The 17,465-nt window shown below is 66.5% G+C and carries 19 protein-coding genes and 2 pseudogenes; 9 read left to right on the top strand and 12 right to left on the bottom strand.

Features of this window, described 5'->3' with window-relative positions; all coding sequences use genetic code 11:
- Positions 1 to 16: 16 nt before the first annotated feature.
- Complete coding sequence (locus N7925_RS35830) at positions 17 to 952, top strand: polysaccharide deacetylase family protein (RefSeq protein ID WP_274346364.1); 936 nt, start codon at positions 17 to 19, stop codon at positions 950 to 952.
- A 14-nt stretch (positions 953 to 966) separates the two neighbouring features.
- Here N7925_RS35830 and N7925_RS35835 read toward each other — a convergent pair.
- The 5 genes and pseudogenes from N7925_RS35835 to N7925_RS35855 all read right to left on the bottom strand — a co-directional run.
- Positions 967 to 1,517: pseudogene (locus N7925_RS35835) on the bottom strand (ATP-binding protein); the annotation flags it as partial.
- 517 nt (positions 1,518 to 2,034) lie between these two features.
- A complete protein-coding gene (locus N7925_RS35840; RefSeq protein ID WP_265603670.1) occupies positions 2,035 to 2,481 on the bottom strand; it encodes a hypothetical protein in 447 nt (148 codons plus the stop codon).
- 68 nt (positions 2,482 to 2,549) lie between these two features.
- A complete protein-coding gene (locus tag N7925_RS35845) occupies positions 2,550 to 3,395 on the bottom strand; it encodes a serine hydrolase domain-containing protein (protein WP_265603671.1) in 846 nt (281 codons plus the stop codon).
- A 16-nt stretch (positions 3,396 to 3,411) separates the two neighbouring features.
- Positions 3,412 to 3,819, bottom strand: coding sequence for a thiol-disulfide oxidoreductase DCC family protein (locus tag N7925_RS35850; protein WP_265603672.1), 408 nt, complete (start codon positions 3,817 to 3,819; stop codon positions 3,412 to 3,414).
- Between the two features lie 61 nt (positions 3,820 to 3,880).
- The gene (locus N7925_RS35855) at positions 3,881 to 4,384 is read right to left on the bottom strand and encodes a hypothetical protein (RefSeq protein WP_274346365.1); all 504 of its coding nucleotides are present in this window, start codon (positions 4,382 to 4,384) and stop codon (positions 3,881 to 3,883) included.
- A gap of 277 nt (positions 4,385 to 4,661) precedes the next feature.
- Between N7925_RS35855 and N7925_RS35860 the strand changes: the two genes are divergently transcribed.
- Positions 4,662 to 5,470 (top strand): IS5 family transposase gene (locus tag N7925_RS35860; protein WP_274342618.1). Its coding sequence is split into 2 segments (ribosomal slippage): positions 4,662 to 5,001 and positions 5,001 to 5,470, totalling 810 coding nucleotides; the frame shifts between segments, so codons are not numbered across the junction.
- Between the two features lie 96 nt (positions 5,471 to 5,566).
- Here the strand turns inward: N7925_RS35860 and N7925_RS35865 are convergent.
- The 3 genes from N7925_RS35865 to N7925_RS35875 all read right to left on the bottom strand — a co-directional run bounded on the left by N7925_RS35865 (position 5,567) and on the right by N7925_RS35875 (position 7,546).
- Positions 5,567 to 6,061, bottom strand: a complete 495-nt coding sequence (locus N7925_RS35865) for an HTTM domain-containing protein (protein WP_265603674.1) — start codon at positions 6,059 to 6,061, stop codon at positions 5,567 to 5,569.
- Positions 6,062 to 6,578: 517 nt separating this feature from the next.
- On the bottom strand, positions 6,579 to 7,217 hold the full coding sequence (locus tag N7925_RS35870) for a DUF5819 family protein (RefSeq protein WP_265603675.1): 639 nt from the start codon (positions 7,215 to 7,217) through the stop codon (positions 6,579 to 6,581).
- On the bottom strand, positions 7,214 to 7,546 hold the full coding sequence (locus N7925_RS35875; protein ID WP_274346366.1) for a hypothetical protein: 333 nt from the start codon (positions 7,544 to 7,546) through the stop codon (positions 7,214 to 7,216). The genes N7925_RS35870 and N7925_RS35875 overlap by 4 nt, the downstream gene beginning before the upstream one ends.
- A gap of 831 nt (positions 7,547 to 8,377) precedes the next feature.
- Between N7925_RS35875 and N7925_RS35880 the strand changes: the two genes are divergently transcribed.
- On the top strand, positions 8,378 to 8,521 hold the full coding sequence (locus N7925_RS35880; RefSeq protein WP_265603677.1) for a hypothetical protein: 144 nt from the start codon (positions 8,378 to 8,380) through the stop codon (positions 8,519 to 8,521).
- 74 nt (positions 8,522 to 8,595) lie between these two features.
- On the opposite strand, the gene N7925_RS35885 is transcribed toward N7925_RS35880, so the two are convergent.
- A complete protein-coding gene (locus N7925_RS35885) occupies positions 8,596 to 9,537 on the bottom strand; it encodes an alpha/beta fold hydrolase (protein ID WP_265603678.1) in 942 nt (313 codons plus the stop codon).
- 116 nt (positions 9,538 to 9,653) lie between these two features.
- Between N7925_RS35885 and N7925_RS35890 the strand changes: the two genes are divergently transcribed.
- The gene (locus N7925_RS35890) at positions 9,654 to 10,634 is read left to right on the top strand and encodes a helix-turn-helix transcriptional regulator (protein WP_265603679.1); all 981 of its coding nucleotides are present in this window, start codon (positions 9,654 to 9,656) and stop codon (positions 10,632 to 10,634) included.
- Between the two features lie 332 nt (positions 10,635 to 10,966).
- Here the strand turns inward: N7925_RS35890 and N7925_RS35895 are convergent, their stop codons facing one another.
- Positions 10,967 to 11,125 (bottom strand): YdeI/OmpD-associated family protein, encoded by a 159-nt coding sequence (locus N7925_RS35895; protein WP_265603680.1) that lies wholly within the window; start codon positions 11,123 to 11,125, stop codon positions 10,967 to 10,969.
- A gap of 854 nt (positions 11,126 to 11,979) precedes the next feature.
- On the opposite strand from N7925_RS35895, the pseudogene N7925_RS35900 reads away from it, so the two are divergent.
- Positions 11,980 to 12,574: pseudogene (locus tag N7925_RS35900) on the top strand (ATP dependent DNA ligase); the annotation flags it as partial.
- A 71-nt stretch (positions 12,575 to 12,645) separates the two neighbouring features.
- On the opposite strand, the gene N7925_RS35905 reads toward N7925_RS35900, so the two are convergent.
- Positions 12,646 to 12,885: a hypothetical protein gene (locus tag N7925_RS35905; protein ID WP_265603681.1), complete on the bottom strand. Its 240-nt coding sequence runs from the start codon at positions 12,883 to 12,885 to the stop codon at positions 12,646 to 12,648.
- A 248-nt stretch (positions 12,886 to 13,133) separates the two neighbouring features.
- Between N7925_RS35905 and N7925_RS35910 the strand changes: the two genes are divergently transcribed.
- Together N7925_RS35910 and N7925_RS35915 are read left to right on the top strand one after the other, a co-directional pair.
- Positions 13,134 to 13,406, top strand: coding sequence for a DUF6207 family protein (locus N7925_RS35910; RefSeq protein WP_274346367.1), 273 nt, complete (start codon positions 13,134 to 13,136; stop codon positions 13,404 to 13,406).
- A 306-nt stretch (positions 13,407 to 13,712) separates the two neighbouring features.
- Positions 13,713 to 14,114 carry a hypothetical protein gene (locus N7925_RS35915; protein WP_265603683.1) on the top strand — a complete coding sequence of 134 codons (402 nt, stop codon included), beginning with the start codon at positions 13,713 to 13,715 and terminating at the stop codon, positions 14,112 to 14,114.
- A 27-nt stretch (positions 14,115 to 14,141) separates the two neighbouring features.
- Here N7925_RS35915 and N7925_RS35920 read toward each other — a convergent pair whose 3' ends face one another.
- A complete protein-coding gene (locus N7925_RS35920) occupies positions 14,142 to 14,984 on the bottom strand; it encodes an IS5 family transposase (protein WP_265603684.1) in 843 nt (280 codons plus the stop codon).
- Between the two features lie 353 nt (positions 14,985 to 15,337).
- On the opposite strand from N7925_RS35920, the gene N7925_RS35925 reads away from it, so the two are divergent.
- Complete coding sequence (locus tag N7925_RS35925; RefSeq protein ID WP_265603685.1) at positions 15,338 to 16,810, top strand: NF041680 family putative transposase; 1,473 nt, start codon at positions 15,338 to 15,340, stop codon at positions 16,808 to 16,810.
- 32 nt (positions 16,811 to 16,842) lie between these two features.
- Positions 16,843 to 17,109, top strand: coding sequence for a hypothetical protein (locus N7925_RS35930; protein WP_265603686.1), 267 nt, complete (start codon positions 16,843 to 16,845; stop codon positions 17,107 to 17,109).
- Positions 17,110 to 17,465 lie beyond the last annotated feature (356 nt).

Genomic DNA, 17,465 nt, shown 5'->3' on the forward strand with positions numbered 1-17,465 from the left:
GGCTCACACTGCGGGCATGGATGAAGCCAGCGCTCCCGCGTCCGTCGTATCTTCTGGGCTGTCGAGCGAGTTACTGGGGTATCCCCCCGATGCCCGGTTGCTGATCGTCAACTGCGATGACTTCGGGATGTATCCAGCGGTCAACGCCGCAGTGATCGAGTCGATCGAAGAGGGCGTCGCCAGCTCGTGCAGCCTGATGGTCCCGTGTCCTGGGGCGCCGCAGGCCATGGGACTGCTCGGCAGGAGGCCGCAGGTCCCGTTCGGTATCCACCTGACTCTGGTGTGCGAGATGCCCGGCATCCGGTGGGGCCCGTTGATCTCCGCAGAACGGGTTCCCTCACTGCTGGACCCCGCGGGGAAGCTGTTCTCTCCGACCCCTGACGGCCTGGCGGCCTTGCTCGCCCAGGCTCGGCTCGATGAGATCGAACTTGAGTTCCGCGCCCAGATCGATGCCGTCGCCGACGCCGGGCTCACGCCGACCCATCTGGATTTTCATTGCCTGGCTGATGGCGGCCGCGACGACATCCTCGAACTGACCGTAGCGCTGGCAGCGGAGTACGGCCTCGGGGTCCGGGTCTGGCTCGAACCCGGGCGCCAAGCGATGCGGAGACGCGGGTTGCCGGTCACCGACAACGACTTCCTGGACAGCTTCTCCCTTGACATCGAGGGCAAGGCGGCCCGATATGCTCAGATGCTGCGTGACCTGCCCGCCGGGCTCAACGAATGGGCGGTCCATCCCGGTCTGGGCGACGAGCAGTCGCAGGCCGTCGACGATGGCTGGCTCGTGCGGCGGACGGACTACGAGTTCCTGGCATCGTCGCAGGCCCGTGAGGTTCTCCAGCAGGAAGACATAGCCGTGATCGACTACCGACGATTCAGCGAGTCTGGTTCCAGAGCGTCCGCCCTCGATGACTGCCCGGGCCCGTCGTCCCTGCGGACGACGGGCCGCTGAGCTGACTGTGGAGGTCAGCCTGCGACGGCCGGTTGTTCGGCCCGCGCGCGGGTGGTGGCCAGGCGGTAGGAGTCGGTGCCGGTCTCGATGATCGTGCCGTTGAAGGTGAGACGGTCGACGATCGCGGCGCAGAGACGGGGATCGGTGAAGGTCTGGTCCACCCTCCGAACGACTCGTTGGAGGCGATGGCGACGTTGTTCTTCTCCTCGCGCTCGGTCAGCACCTGGAAGAGGAGTTCAGCACCGTGCCGGTCGAGTTCCATGTAGCCGAGTTCGTCGATGCAGAGCAGATCGACGCGGCCGTAGCGGGCGATGGTCTTGTTCAGTTGCTTCTCGTCGGCGGCCTCGACCAGCTCGTTCACCAGCTTGGTGGCGAGGGTGTAGCGGACGCGGTAGCCCTTCATGGCTGCCTCGGTGCCCAGGGCGATGAGCATGTGGGACTTGCCGGTGCCGGAGTCGCCGATCAGGCAGAGGGGCTGGCTCTTCTTGATCCATTCGCAGCTGGCCAGCGTGTGGATCGTAGCGGCGTCGATGTTGGGGTTGGCGTCGAAGTCGAAGGCCCGCAGGGACTTCTCCGCTGGGCCTGGGCACTATCCGCGCGGGCCTTGTCTCCAAGCGGGACCTTTCGGTCGGTGTACCAGTCGGCGGTCCGGCCCAGGCGCTGCTGACCGGCAACGAGCTGGGCGTCCAGCGCGTTGCGCAGCCTGATCTCCAGGTGGCCGATCGGTTCGAAGAACGCCGCGGCAACGGCGCTGTTCCACCGGTTCAGCGCGAGCGCCGCGGCGTGGTCGCTGGCGCACGCGGTCAGGTAAGGGGTCAGCCGGTCGGGACTGAGCAGCTAGACGACGGCCTTGCTGTCGAGCGGCTCGATGCCGGGGGCGGCGTGCTGTGCACGGTAATCGTAGGTATGGTGGGCGGCGAAGACCCTGGAAACGTCCCTGGTAGTCCACGAAAGCGGGCAGGCCACACCCCAGGGTTCAGCCTTTGAAGGCCCTCACCGATCGGTGAGGGCCTTCTTCATTTGCTGGACCGGCGTAGTGCCGGACGATGGACCGGCCCGATCAAGCAGGTCCGCGCCCAGCCTCACCGCGAAGCCGGCGGTGGCGGCACAGCCCCGGAGCCGGCTCCGGGGCTGCGGACGAGCGGCGAGCCCATCACACTCGGGCGGGCCCGGTTGTCGATCGTGACGATGACGGAGTCGCCTTCACCGGACCAGGACCAGGCCGTGCTGAGGGCCCGGGCGGTGGCGTAGTAGACCTGGGAGGCCATGGCCCAGTCGGCGTAGGCGACCAGTTCCTCGAGGTCTTCGCCGTCCGGCCTGCGGGTGGAGGCAATGGCCACACGGTAGAGGGCCAGGAGCAGGAGCATGGCGACCAGGGGCCGACCGGAGAGGACCCCCGCCACGAGGCCGTTCTCGCATCCCTCCAGGGTGGGGTGCGGAGGTGCGGGTGGATGGAACTCCGGGCACAGCTGGCCGGCTTCGACCGGCTCGTCCTCGCCCGTGAGAGCTCCGGGGCGTGGCAGTGGCACGGGAGGGGCAGCAACAGCCCCGATCACGCCTTACGGTCCACCAGTAGGTCGTCGGTAAGCTTTTCTGCTCAGGTTTCGCCGGGCGATCCAGTCACCGCGTCTCTCAAGACCCGGGCGGCCGTCTCCTCCGTTGGCAGTGCGTGTCCAGAGAGGCGGTGGACCATGACCCAGGTGCCGTCGTCCATGGCACCCGCGAAGACAGAGGCGCCTCGGGTGGCACCGTCGTGCCAGCGGAGCCGTCCGGTCGTCTGCCAGGAGGGGGCAGGCTCGCCCAGGCGTCGTTCGACGAGCAGCCTGGTGACGAGGTGGGCGGTATCACGAGGGGTGGCCCACAGCCCTCCCGCCGGCAGAATCGCGCCGCTCATGGTCCAGGGGCGTAAGCGCCGGCCCAGGAAGCCGCGTCCAGCCAGTTGGTTGTCCGGTGGTGGGTTCGAGGTGATCGCGGTGAGGCCCAGGGGCGCGAGTACATGCTCATGGAGCAGTTCCTCGTACGTCGATCCTGCTCCCGAGGCGAGGGCGGCGCCCAGGAGGGCGTAGCCGAGGTTGGAGTACTCCGCTTCCCGGCCCGGGCTGCCTGTGGTGAAGGAGTCGAGGTTTCGTACTACCGAGTCCAGGGCTCCGGCGTCGAAGTCGGCGTAGGGGTCGGTTCTGCGTAGGCGGGGTGGGATGCGGGGCAGGGCCGCGGTGTGCTCCGCGAGGTGTCGCAGGGTGATGCCGGTCCCGGCGGGGGCGGGTAGGAACTCTTCGAGGGCGTCGTCCAGCTGGAGGGTTCCGGTGGAGGCCAACTGGACGAGGAGGGTTCCGGTCAGTGGCTTGGTGAGCGAGCCGATCTGGACGAAACGGTCGAGGTCGTGGCCGTGGCTGACCTGCGGCGCGTGGGAACTGCTGAATATGCAGACGGGTACTTGGAGCATGGGGGTGCTTGTGCTTTCAGTTGTGGGGGTGGGGCACCGCGCAGGCCGCAGTACCGCCGGGCATCCGCTGCCGGTTCCTGGCCACCCAGCGGTGGATCAGGTTCGCCGCCGGGCGGATCAGGGGCAGCCGCAGGAACCCTCCGACGCCCCGGTAGGCGCGGGCCGGGGAGGATCCGAGAAGACCGGCCAGGGCGGCGACCCCGCCGCCGCGTACTCGGTCTCCGTCGAAGAGGAGAACTTCCCGGTCCAAGCGTTCCAGGTGCCGTTCGGTCAGCTCTGGTGGAAGCATCTGCCAGGCGACCGCCGCCGTGCGGGGCTTGGCTCGCAGCTGGATCTGCCGGACAGCGGCCTGGCAGAAGCCGCAGTCACCGTCGAAGGCAAGCACGGTGCGTCCTTCTGCGTCACTGGTCGCGGTGTCGTTCATGACGTGCTCTCCATCGCTGGGCCGTTCTCGGAGTGGGGAAGTGCCGACGGACACGTGGGTCTCACATCAAGGGTGACATCCAGTCTCCGAGGACTGCTTCGCGCTCATGCGAGTGCAGGACGTCGGACGGCTGATTGTCCTGCCACCACTGCGTCAGCAGGGCCGGTGAGGCGCCGCCCCGCACGAAGTGGGAGAGCAGACCGAGCGAGAGGTCGACCTCTCGCTGGGTGTACGCGGTGGCCGCGCCGGAGAAGACCGGCGTTTCGTCGCGCTGGCCGTCCCGGGCGCACACCACTGCGGTCATCATCGACGGACCACCGGGGCCCCAGGCGTTCAGCGCTGCGGCGACGACGCTCGTCACCCGGGTCGCCCACCGGGCAGCGGATGATCGGACCGGAACATCCAGGACTCGCAGGTCTGCGATATCGGTCCAGGACCACGCTTGTTGCTGGACGCCTTCACCGATCGAGAGCCGGGCCGGGAAGAGGAATACACCGGGATCCTCCTCGGTAGGAGGTGAGCCCAGGCATACCCTGTCCTGTTCTATCCAGAACAGGCCGATCATACATCCTTGCCGGTTGGGCCCGCCGTCCTGGGGCGATGGCGTTTCCATTCTTCAGCTCCGTTTCTCGGTCATGGGACGCGGGTGTGTCATCATCGGCGGCGGATCGCCGTCCGAGGAGACCGAACGCCGGTGGCTCCTCTTCGCCGGCCGGAATCGCTCGGCTGTCAGGTGAACCAGCGTTCGGTCCCGCGTTTTGGACCGACACTAACTGATCGTTTCAGAATGAGATCGGTGTGGTGGCTTGGCAGTTGGGAGTTGGGTCGGCAGGATCTGTTGGGTGTCTGCTGATCTTGTGCCTGATGACCTGTGGGAACGCATAGCCCCGCTGCTGCCGGTTCGACCGCCTCGACGACACCGGTATCCCGGGCGGCTGCCGGCCGATGACCGTGCTGCTCTGCGGGGCATCGTCTACGTGCTGCGCAAGAGTGTGAGCTGGCGCGACGTTCCCGCAGAGCTGGTGGGCTGCAGCGGCGTGACAGCCTGGCGGCGCCTGCGGGACTGGACCGAGGCCGGAGTGTGGCCCCGCCTGCATGAGGTTCTTCTGGCGGAACTGCGTAAAGAGGGCCTGCTGGAGATGGACGACGCCGCGATCGACGGCTCGCACGTCAGGGCTCTCAAAGGGGGGCTCACACCGGACCTTCGCCGGTCGACCGGGCCCGGCCCGGCAGCAAGCACCACCTGATCGTCGACCGGCACGGAACCCCGCTCGCCGTTTCTCTGACCAGCGGAAACCGTCACGATGTTACCCAGCTCATGCCTCTGCTGGACGCCATACCCCGCATCCGCGGCCTGCGGGGCCGGCCACGCCAGCGGCCCCGGCGACTGTTCGCCGACCGCGGGTACGACTACGACAAGTACCGGCGTCTCGTCCGCGCCCGTGGGATCACACCCAAGATCGCCCGACGCGGCACCCCGCACGGCTCGGGACTGGGCAAGACACGCTGGGTCGTCGAGCGGACCTTCGCCTGGCTCCACCAGTTCAAACGACTGCGCATCCGCTACGAGATACGAGCCGACCTCCACCTCGCACTACTCCAACTCGCCTGCAGCATCATCTGCTTGAGACGACTCCGTACCTCATTCTGAAACGATCAGTAAGCAGCCCGCATAACCGTGTGACCTCATTCTGGCCACGCAGGGCAGGGGGCAACCAAGGCAGGTTCTGAGGTGCCAGGCAGTTGGCTACCCCGCTTTCCCGGACGCGACAGGCTCCGAGGCGGGGTGTTCTCCGCTCATGGGCCTTCCGCCGGCCGGCGGCTGTTCGAGCCTGCGGGAGCGGGCCTTCTGGAGCCGCCCGGCCCCGTAGGTGACGGCCTCGTCAAGCCCTCTGCTCAGGAAAATCAGATCGCAGGCCACCATGGTCAGGGCGAAGCCGGTCAGCCCCATGAGCATTCCGAAACCGAGGTGGAACCCGATGGACATGACCGCAGCCCAAGGCCGTAGGGCAGGCACCAGTATTCCCAGCGGGAAGTAGACGAGGAAGAGCACTGTCACGTAGGTCCCGGAGAAGACCAGGAAATCGTTCTCGTACACAAAGTGCGACAGTGAGGGGAAGCTGAACTCCGGAACCCTGAGGACGTAGAAGAGGGCGGTGCCATCCTGCCACATTTTCCCTTGGACCTTGTAGAGGCCGCTGACCACGTAAACCAGACATATCTGGAGTGCGATGGCAAGCACGCCGAGGTTGTGCAGCGGCGTCGCTGTGCACGAATCTGTTCGGGGAGGCGGTCTACTATTTTTGCACCTATCCCACTGGGAAAGGAGAAGCGGTCGTAGCAGCGTGTCAGAAGGAGCATAGGGATGACGAGGTAGGCAAGGTTGTCCCCGCCATCCAGCAAGACCGTCTGACGCTCATATATTGACCACAGAAAAACCCAGTGGACGGCCAGACCTATCCGTCCCCCCACCCCGAGCATGACAAGAAGTGCGGCGATGATCCCCAGATGGAACACGATCTGGAACCAGGCGTCGGAAGAACTGACGGCGTAAAGACTGAAGGAGCCGTTCTCAGCGACTCGGCCAGTAAATTCCTGCCTCGGCAGAACACTATCGAGACCGAACAGAAATTCGCGGTCACCGTACTGACTGATGTAGTACATGAGGCCGACGAACCCGAGAAGAACCCGGGCACCCGATGCACCAACCACACTGACCGGACTCGACGACCACCCGTCGACCTTTGTGAGGATCCTCCTCATGTGAGAGTTCCAACCTCTCTCCAGGACAGGTCCTGATATTTGGTAGACCCCTTGGCTGATTCGTTCTTCCGCTGGGACCACGGCGGCAGCTCATGCACGTAGACACGCACCTGTACGGCAGCAGGGCGGCCGGCGCACACACCTGGCATCTGCGTCAGGGAGTACCTGCTCAGGAACCTTTCAGCCTGTTCCCGGGACGTCTTCTCGTACGGCAGGAGCGGGAGCTGCTTCTTCTTCGCTTCCTTTTCGGTGTCCCGCAGCCGCTGGAGGACCGGGTCACTGCTGTCCAGCTGCATAACGGCCCCACTGACCAGCCGGTTTATACGTGACGGGAAGAAGCGGTCGCCCTGGACCTTCTGAACGTACGGGCCGGTGACATCATAGAAATCAGTCACCGCGCCGTCGGCGCATCGGGCACGGGACAAAATTCCGCGCTCGTCCGAGAGCGGGTCCGGGGCAAACAGCATCCAGTTCTGAGCCAGATAGGGCTGCATTACGTCGTTGACCTGGCTGTAATACTTCACCTTCATCGGAGTCAGAGGCATCTGAGAGAAGGAAGCGAACAGAAAATAGATGCCCAGGAGGGCAGCGCCGACAATCAGCGCCGCCCTCCGGACCATGAGATGTTGTGTCACTTGTCGAAGACCGTGTCGATCGCCTCGGCGTTGCCGATCTTGTCAGCCGGCGCGACAGACCCGCCGAGGAAGTTGCCCGCGACCTCCCCGGCCGCCTTCCCGACGGACGAGCACGCGGCCTTGGCGTGCACGTACGCCTTGCCCGCCGCCTTGCCCGCTGCCTTGACAAGGCCGCTGAGCGCCTGCGGGCGGACGTCGTCGGTCTGCTGGGCGGAGGTCTGGGCGGAGACCTGGGCAGCCGGAACCGAAGCCTGCGCGGAACCCTGCGTGCTGATCACCAGGGCGACGCCGCCCAGAGCAATGCCGGCCGCTGCAACAAACTTCTTCATTTTCTTCTCCTTTGCGTCACTGGCCAACGCCAGAGACGCTTAATTGATAGTTGATTCTTCTCGTCGGAGTCATTCGGCACAGCAATTCGCTATGCGATGCGCATGCAACACCGCACATACGCGAGATCCGAGCCCGCAACACGAAGATTTCTCTTTACGGAAACCGTCGCCCCGCTTCGCATCGAACACATTTCGAAACCCCTGCTGCTTCCGACAGGCATGACCGTTTCACGAGCGGGATCCTGTTGTCCACGCGGTTCACATTTTCCTTGGCTTCCAAATAACACTCTTGCCTCAACGCCTCAATTGATGGACTCGGGCAGGTGAAAATGCAGACAAAATCGACAAAAGAGTCACCGGAGCGCTGGCTTGCTGATGGAATACCTACCTCCACTCATCCGGCCTGTCCGAGCGGGAGCCAGCTTTCAAGTCAAAGTCCCGGGACGGGCGAATAGGTGATCCGATCAAGATGGCTTGATCCGACCCGAATGACGTGAGGATCACCACGTGCCAGGAAATTCATGTAAGCGCGCGGGCCGAAAAGTGAATGCCGAAAAGGAACCAACGAGTCGGTCCACGCCAAATAGGGGCTTGATTTCACGCATGAATGAACTCCTTCGCGCAGGATGCCGAAGCACCGCACAGGACCAGCAGCCCCGGCGACGCCCCGCAGAGCCGGGGGACGGCTGCATCGCCCCGCTGTGCTCCAGCCGCCGGAGAACGGAAACTCGAACCGGCGAATAATCGTCCGTGTGAGAAATCTGCAGTAATACGCAAAATCTGCGAGTGATCGCAGCAATATGCGTTCCTGTGTCAGATTCTGAAAGTCGCGTGCTGACTCTCGTGCGCCCGGCTCCGGCCTCGGCGGTCGTGATGGACCCGGCCGACGTGTCGGTGGAGACCATGAGGCCGCGGGTGCACTTGGCGCCGCTGTCGGCCTCGGTCCCCCGCAGGTTCGTGATCTCGCCGATGTGACCGAGCTGGCCGGGCCCGTTCTCCGGTGTGTAGTACTCGGGGCCTTCAGGTGATACGCACCGGATCACGAGACACTAGCCCTGCCGGTCCAGCCATTCTGAGATCACGCGGTTGGTTTCTTCGGGCATTTCCCCCTGGATCCAGTGACCGCAGTCCAGGCCGACCACTTCCACGTTGGGCACGAACTCCGCCAGTCTTTCGAACCTCGGGACCGCCACGTCCTGGTCGCCGTAGATCATGAGGATGGGCTGCTTGATGATCGGGTCGGCGTCCGCCAGCTGGTGCCAGTTACGGTCGAGGTTCCTGTACCAGTTGATGCCGCCGGTGAATCCCGACGTCTCGAACGCGGAGATGATGACGGCCAGGTCGCTCTCGGTCATGGCGGGCTCGCCGAGCGGTGCTTTCGCCTTGGCGAGGTTGATGAATGCCATGCCCGGCTCAGGGGGTGCGGGGGGCACGTTCTTCCGGTAGAGGTTGCGGAGGAACTGGGAGGTGTTGGCGTCGAGCACGGCGTCCGCGACGCCCGGCTGCCGGTTGAAGTGGACGAAGTAGAAGTCGCCGCCGAGGAAGGTTTCCATGGCCTCAATCCACGGTGTTTCTCCGCGTTCCATGTAAGGCAGGCTCAGGTTGATCAGTTTGTTCACCCGGTCGGGGTGCAACTGGGCCAGGCTCCAGACGACGAACGCGCCCCAGTCGTGGCCGATGAAGGTGGCGTCGCCGTAGCCATAGTGGTCCAGGAGCGCGACGAGGTCGCCCGTCAGGTGTTCGATGTCGTATTCGGTCACCTCGGCCGGGCAAGAGGAGTTGCCATATCCCCGCTGGTTCGGCGCGATGACGTGGTAGCCGGCCGCGGCGAGGACCGGCATCTGGCGACGCCAGGTGACGGCGTGCTCCGGCCAGCCGTGGCAGAGCACGATGGGCTTGCCCTTGTTCTCCCGGCCCGCCTCAAAGACTTCGAGCTCCACACCGTTGACCTGGATGAGGGTGGGCTCGGGAAATTCTGCTTGGTTGGACACTGCGTTTCCTCTCTGAGGGCGCTCGCTGGCGGTTGACCTCCTCGATGAGGTCATGTCGCCACCTTGCTCCCTAAACCGGTCACCTTGTGACCGGTTTTTATGAGAGTTTTGTCTGTATGCGATCCGATCGGCTGGTGGCCATACTCCTGTTGCTCCAACGGCGCGAGCAGGTGACAGCCGCGGAGGTCTCCCGGGAGCTGGACGTCTCGGAGCGCACCGCCCGCCGTGACCTCGACGCCCTGGCCATGGCCGGGGTGCCCGTGTACTCCGTGCAGGGCCGAGGCGGCGGCTGGCGCTTGGTGGGCGGTGCTCGTACCGACCTGTCCGGGTTGACCGCCAGTGAAGCCCGCGCCCTGTTCCTGGCCGTCGGCCCGACCTCGGATGCGACGCCGGCGATGAAGGCAGCTCTGCGCAAGCTCGTCCATGCTCTACCGAAGCCCTTCCAGGTGCAGGCTGAGGCAGCGGCGTCGTCCCTGGTCGTAGACCCGCAGCGATGGGGGGCGAGCCGGATCGAGCACCGGCCGCCTCGCTTCCTCGACGAACTCCAGGACGCGGTGATCAGCGGCGTCCAGGTATCGCTCGGCTACGTCGACAGCAAAGGCGTCGAAACCCGGAGAACCGTCCACCCGCTGGGCATCGTCGCCAAAGGTCCTGTGTGGTACCTCGTCTCCAACACCGAGACCGGCCGACGGGTCTTCCGGATCGACCGCGTGTCGTCCGCCGACCCCACCGGCGACCCTGTGCACCGACCTGGGGACTTCGACCTTGCCGAGAGCTGGAATGAGATCGCCGAAGAGGTCGATCGCAAACGAACGCCGCTGGAGGTCCGGGCGGTATGCGCACCCGACGGGGTAGGCATCCTCCAGATGGCGCTCGGCGACCGGCTCGACGTGGGAGGCTCCACGACCGACGGCCGCATCGAGGTCGTGATCCGCGGCCCCAACGAGTACATCCTCGCCGGCGAGCTCTCCGGACTGGTCGAATGGGTCGAGGTGACCGGCCCTCCGAGTGTCCGAGACCGCCTGGCCTCGATCGGCAACGCCCTCGTCGAACGATACGGCCGGCCGCATACCAGCGGAGACCTTCACCCGTCTTGAAGCGAACAAGGCAGGACTTCGAGAACAGTTCCGCTCAATAACGTGGTTCTGTCCGTTCCGGCAGACGCCTGGTCACGAGTCGGCCTGTACGCTGGCCTGGCTCGCCGCGGGTGGGCCCTCTCGTGCCGGGCCGGCATCGTCACGCGCTCGGCGAGCTTCCGGGGTCGAGGTCGCGGCGGGCGGTGGAGGCTGTGGTGACGGCTGGCGCCTCGTGGGCGGCGGTGTCGATCGCTGCGCTTGGGCGACGAAAGGGCAAGCCCGACGGGTTCCTGGAACGGCAGGTCCCGCGCTGGACGGCTACGCGCTCGCGCTCGGCCCCTTCGAGAGGGCCCTCAGGTTCCCGGCCGCCGGAACTGCTTGAGCCGCACCCCCTCCAGGCTGTCGGCGATCAGCTGGTCCAACCGCCGCTCGCGAGTCTCGTCCCGCTTGGCACTGATCACATAGTGGATAGCCGACTTGCGGTAGGACGGCGCCCGCTGAACCACTCCCACGCCCGCAGCTCCGCCTGGAAGCGAGCCAGCTGCGCCGCCTCGAACTCCCAGACCGGCTTCTCCTCGCACTCCCGGTCACGGGCTTCGAACAACAACCTCCGCAAGATCGAGAAGCTGACCGCGCAGGGGCTGATGCGGCCGGCCGGCATCGCGGTTGGATCGACCAGGAGAAGTCGTCGACCGGCCTCTGCCGGCCGTCGATCCAGCCGTAGCACAGGGCCTGGTCGACTGCCTCCGACCAGCTCAGGGCGGGCTTGCCCGTTCCCTTCTTCCACATGCCCACCCGGCATTCGGAGGCAGTCGCGTGGTGCTCCTCCAGCCAGTCCCGGAACTCCCCAGGACTTGAGAAGAAGATTGACTCCATGCGCGCTGCTCCTGTCGGTCGTCTCGCCGGCTCCATTGAACCTGTCGGATACGGCAATCCGAGAGTCTCACCGCGCCACCCGGAATCTGCGCCGGGGTGTCATCACCACCATGACAGGCAGGCAACCACAGGAGCCGAGCGGGGACGGAGCGGCCGCAGGCCCCTCGTTCGAGGAGCGCAAGAGCCGCAGGCCTCGCCAACACGAGTGGACAGCCCAGCTCACGTGCGCCGACAATTGCTTCCTCATCCTCCGAAGTCGGCGCATTCGGATCGCGAGACAAGCTGTTGATCAACTTCGCGACCGCTGCGCCGACACGACCTGGCGCAGGTTGGTCTCCAGCACGCCAGAGCGCCCGATGCGCGGAGCGATCCGTCAGACCCTCAGGCCGAAGATCATGCCCGAACCCGCGCGCGCGTCAACGCCAGGGCGTCGATTCCGATCCGGTTCGGGCCGTACCACGTCCGAGAATCCACGAACTCACGCGCTTCGCTCTTCGATGTCGTGCACCCCGGCGGCCGCCCCGTGACCGGCCTGCCGTACGCGGAGCGGCGCGGACTCCTGGAAGGTCTCGGACTGGTCGGAGCGGCCTGGTCGACGCCCGCGGCGATCGTCGGGCACGGTGCCCAGGCCTGGGAAATGGTCCGGGACGCCGGGCTGGAAGGCCTGCTTGCGAAGCGGCTCACGTCCCGGTACGAGTCGGGGGTGCGGTCGAAGGCGTGGATCAAGATCCGTTTCGTGCGTACCGCCGACGTCGTGGTCGGCGGGTGGGTGCCCGGGCGCGGCCGGCTCACCGGACTGCCCGGCGCCGTCCTGGTCGGCGAGCAGCTCGGTGGGCAACTGCACTACGCGGGCAGCGTCGGAACCGGCTGGAGCCGGGCCGAACGCACCCGCCTCGCTGGCCTTCTCCACGTCGCAGCCATCGACACCTGCCCATTCGCCGAGATTCCGCCGGTGGCCGGGGCCCGGTGGGTGCGCCCCCGTCTGGTCGGCGAGGTCGGCTACGCGACCCGCACCCGCCGGACGTCTGCGCCACCCCTCCTGGCACCGGCTGCGCCCCGACCTCACCCCGGGCGACCTCACCTGATCCCGCGGAGGCGCCGCGCGGGCCGCATTCCGGTCCGTTCCGGGCCGGATGCGTCTCCGCCCGGCAGCGCACTAAGCCGCCTCGCCCCCGGGCTGGTCGTCCACGTGCTTTAGCTGCATCCGGCCGGAGACGACGTTGCCGGGGTCCAACGTCTGCCAGAAGGGATGGGTGCTCACCTGGGCGCTGAGCTCCAGCAGAAGCTTCCGGTAGCCGGCGACCTGCTGGTGCTGCTCCTCGGTGTAGCCGGGGCTGTCCGGCTTGGCGGGCCGGTAGTCGGAGTGGAGCTGCTTGTCCGACTGCCAGCCGGGCATCGGCTCGGCCGACCAGGGCAGCGTCCGTACGCACTGGTCGTACTCGGACTGGGCCTGGTGCAGAGCAATCTGGGCGTCGCGCAGATCCTGGGGAAAGTCGTACCTCGTCGCACCAGAATGCTACGCATGTTCGAATACTGGAAGCGAGCGGCACACGGCAGGACAACCTCACATCTCGCGCTCATTCATCCGGGTGGCGCACGCTCCGGCCGTGAACCGGAACCGGCGGCTGCGGCGTCGCATCGGGCATGGATTCCGTCATCGATGCCCGCCACGTCAGCGAGCCCGGGCTCGTCGTACTCGACATCACCGCCGCCGACGAGGAGACCGCCCTCCTCCTGATGGACGAGCTGCAACAGCTCTGGGCCACCTCCGGCATCACCGCGATCCGACGTGACCACGCCCAGCCCGGCGTCCACGCCCGGGTGCACGCGGACACCCGGCGCACCAACCTCGGCGGCGAAGCCTCCCTCCCGCGGGGTGGGAGGGACAGGCCGCGACGGCCGACCAGTGACGGGTGAGAGCTCTTTTCGAAGGACGTCCGGCATGCCACCACCCGCCGGGCGGCCGGACGGTACCGTGCGGAAACGGGGGCCGTCCGGGCACCCTTCGCACGTCGACCGGGCGAGGCAACCACGGCGGCTGACGCCCTGCTGGGCTGCCCTCGGTCTATACCGTCCGGCCACCCGGATCTGTTCCTCGTGGCTCCGGCCAGGTCGCCGGTCACTGAGACACCAGCAGAAGCACTCAGGTGAAAGTGAGCTGAAAGAGCGTTCTGTCCTGGCGGGAGTGTTTGGGAACGCAGTGCTGTCGTGGATGATTGCGGGGTGTTGGTCCAGGTAGAAGCGGTGGGGGAGATCGCAGACGGGCGCGCGATGGTTCGGGTCCGCTCGAAGGTGGGTGCCGCTGCGGCGTTGTGGTGCGGCGGTCCGACGGGAGTGGGCCGCGAACATCACGTGGAGTGGACTGTTGAAGAGGACGCGGCCTGGGGCGGCAACACTCGACCGGCCACTTCATTTTCACCCGGGGTGGATGAGGAGGAAGGCGGTCGGATCGTCTTTCGGGGGCGGCTGGGCCTGACGGTCGATGGCGGAGCCATGTTGGAAGTAGCTGGAACCCATATTCTGTTCGACCTCGCCGACCCGCCGCCGTCGACTGCTGTCGATGGAACGTGGGTCGAGATCAGTGTGGAGCGGAACAGCGTCAGCCTGTGGCCCTACCTGCTGTGATTCACAGGAGCCCGACGCTGCCGCCGTTCAGCTGTCGCGCCAGTTGTGGGTCGATTCGCGGGTGAGTCTGCGGCTCATGAGGTCGATCATCGCTATGTTGATCATGGCTTCGGAGCGGTGGGGGTGGGTTTCGTAGTCGCGGGCGAGGCGGCGGCGGTGCATGAGCCAGCCGAAGGTCCGCTCGACGACCCAGCGCCGCGGGATCACCTTGAAGCCCTTCTGGGCGGGGTCGCGGCGGGTGACTTCGACGTCGATGCCCAGGCGGGCGCCGTGGTCGATGGCCTTGGTGCGGTAGCCGCTGTCGGCCCACGCCTTCGTGACGCGGGGGTGGCCTTCGGCGATGTTCGAGAGCAGGCGGATTCCGCCGGCGTTGTCGGAGACGCTGGCGGCGGTGACCAGCACGGCCAGGAGGAGGCCGGCGGTGTCGACGCCGATGTGCCGTTTGCGGCCCGCGATCTTCTTGCCCGCGTCGATGCCCTGGCCGGCCGCGGGCACGTTGGCCGAGGTCTTGATGCTCTGGGCGTCGAGGATGCAGGCGCTGGGCTCGGCGTCTCGGCCCTCGGCCTTCCGGACCAGCCGTCGCAGGAGTCCGTTGAGCTGGTCGAAGACGCCGTCCTTCTGCCAGGCGGCGAAGTATCCGTAGACGGTTTCCCACGGGGCGAAGTCGTGTGGGAGGTAGCGCCAGGGGATGCCGGTCCGGTCGACGTAGAGGATGGCGTCCATGATCCGGCGCAGGTCGTGTTCGGGTGGCCGCCCGATGTCCAGGCCGGTCCCTCTGCGTTCTGCTCGCCAGGCTGTCAGGGTTGGTTCGAGCAGTTCCCAACGGGCGTCGGACAGGTCACTCGGGTACGGCCGCTGTCGGCGAGGCATGTTTCCGTAGTACCGATGGCCGCCGTCCGGCCACAGGGCGCAAACAGGCGCGACCGGGGGCGTGTTGGGATCAGACAGGAGCGAAGGGACCGAAACGGGCTCTCGAAGGCTGCCACCCGCCCCATCTGCCACAACAAGCGTCTACCGCCTCAGCCGGCCCGAAGCGGCCTGCCACCTGAACTGCAACGAAGCACCCCTGTCAGGACAAAACGCTCTTTGAGCTTGTCTTTTAACATGCGACATCGAACGCGGCTCGAACTTGATCAGTGTTTTCGCAGTTCGGCGGACGTGTAGGCGGCCTTCGTCTGATCCTGTGCTCCGTCACAGAGTGGATCAGCGCGAAGGCCGTGGTCGTGAGTTTGGTGCATCAGGATGTCCTGCGGGATGCGTTCGCGGAAGTGTCACACTTCCGGTCGGAGCTGTACGCGTGTCTGACCGTGCGGGGCGATGCCTTGTTCGAGTTGTGCGACGCGCTGCTGTGCACGGACGGGCCGGTACGGACGCTGGTCGATCTCGCGCTCGCGCCCGAACACCGCCGTGGTCACGGAGCTCTGTACGGCGGACTCAACCAGGGACGGATCGACGTCGCCCGGCTGCGTCGTGCCCTGACCGGGGTCCCGCTGCCGAGGGGGGCGGACGGCCGGCTCGTACTGGCCGTCGATGTCTCGCCGTGGCTGCGACCGGACGCCAACACGTCTGCGGACCGGGCCTTTTGTCACACCTTCGGCCGGGGCGAGGGCAAGCATCAGATGGTGCCCGGCTGGCCGTACTCGGTGGTGGCCGCGCTGGAGAGTGGCCGCACGTCCTGGACGGCGGTGCTGGACGCCGTCCGCCTGAAGCCCGGCGCCGACGTCGCCGCGGTGACCACGATGCAGATCCGCGAGGTCATCGAGCGGCTGGTCGCCGCCGGCCAGTGGCAACCGGGTGACCCGGAGGCCCTGGTCGTGCTGGACGCCGGATACGACGCCCCGCGCATCGCTCACCTGCTGGCCGACCTGCCCGTCGAGATTCTCGGCCGGCTCCGTTCAGACCGGGTGATGCGGCGTCCGACGCCCACTCGCGAAGAGTTCCACCTGTCCAACCCCAAGGGTGGCCGGCCGCCCAAGCACGGCGGCGAGTTCGTGTTCGGTGACCCCACGACCTGGGGCGTCGAGCAGGCCGTGACGGTCACGGACACCCGGCTCTATGGGAAGGCGACCGCGCAGGCATGGGACCGGCTGCACCCGCGGCTGACCCGCCGGGCCGCATGGCTCGACCACGACGGGCCGCTGCCCATCATCGAGGGCACCGTCATCCGCCTGGCCGTGGAGAAGCTGCCCGGCGGCGGAGTCAACAAGCCGGTGTGGCTGTGGTCGCGTACCGGCGCCAACGAGGCGGACGTGGACCGCTGCTGGCAGTCCTTCCTCCGCCGTTTCGACATCGAGCACACGTTCCGCCTGTTCAAGCAGACCCTCGGGTGGACCAAGCCCCGGCTCCGCAGCTCGGAAGCGGCCGACCGGTGGACCTGGCTCGTGATCGCCGCCTATGCCCAGCTCCGCCTCGCCCGCCCGCTGGCCACCGACCTCCGCAGGCCCTGGGAGAAGCCGACCGAGCCGAACAGACTGACACCCGCCCGCGTCCGCAGGGGGTTCAGAAACCTGCACGCGAAGACCGGCTCACCCGTCGGCGCACCGAAACCCTCCCGTCCCGGCCCAGGCCGACCGCCCGGCTCGAAGAACCGCTATCCGGCTATCCGTCATGACGTGGGACGCGTCCTCGCCACCGGCGAGGCATACAACCGTCCCGCCCACCACAAGGTGGGCACCAAACCCCGCAGGACAGGCTGACGAGCGACACAGAGGACCAGCACACTGAGCGCATGCGCTATGAGGAGAGAGCCAAGCTCACGGTCATGAAAGTCCTGGTCCCGCTGGCCGTCCTTGTCGCCTCACCAGTGCTGCTGATAGCAGGAGCGCCGCTCCGCCGCCGCTATCTCCGCTACGTCTACCGCGATGAGGCCACGCAGATCCTGGACAAGGAGCGAGGTTGGGTCAGCGCCCACTACTTCGTGGTCACCGACCCACTCCTGCACTGGCTCTGCTGGCCCACAGAATCACTCGCCCGTCTCATCGAGCGCCGAGGTTAAACGACAAGCTGAGCGGGGCCCCTTGAGGTCTAAGCGGAGTTGGTGAAGTCAATTGCGTCGGGTGGGTGTCCTTGACGAGGGGCCGTGCCGAACATTCTCCGAGTCGCGCTGTCTGACGGGCAACGTCGTGACCTGCACGCACTGCTGGCCTGCCGTGATCTGACCCGGTTCACACGGCAGCGCGGCGAGAACGCTTGTCTTCTCGACCAGGAGGGGCCGGTTGATTGCTGAGGTCGGGGGCGTGCCAGCGTTCCATTCGGTCGGGGCCCGAGCTGCTGCCCACCGGTTCGACGATCATCCGCGTATACCGCGCCTACCGACGGGGTGTGCCGCATTGTCAGTGGTGGCTCCTACTC

Origin of the sequence: Streptomyces sp. CA-278952 (assembly GCF_028747205.1) — a bacterium.
Taxonomy (GTDB): Bacteria; Actinomycetota; Actinomycetes; order Streptomycetales; family Streptomycetaceae; genus Streptomyces.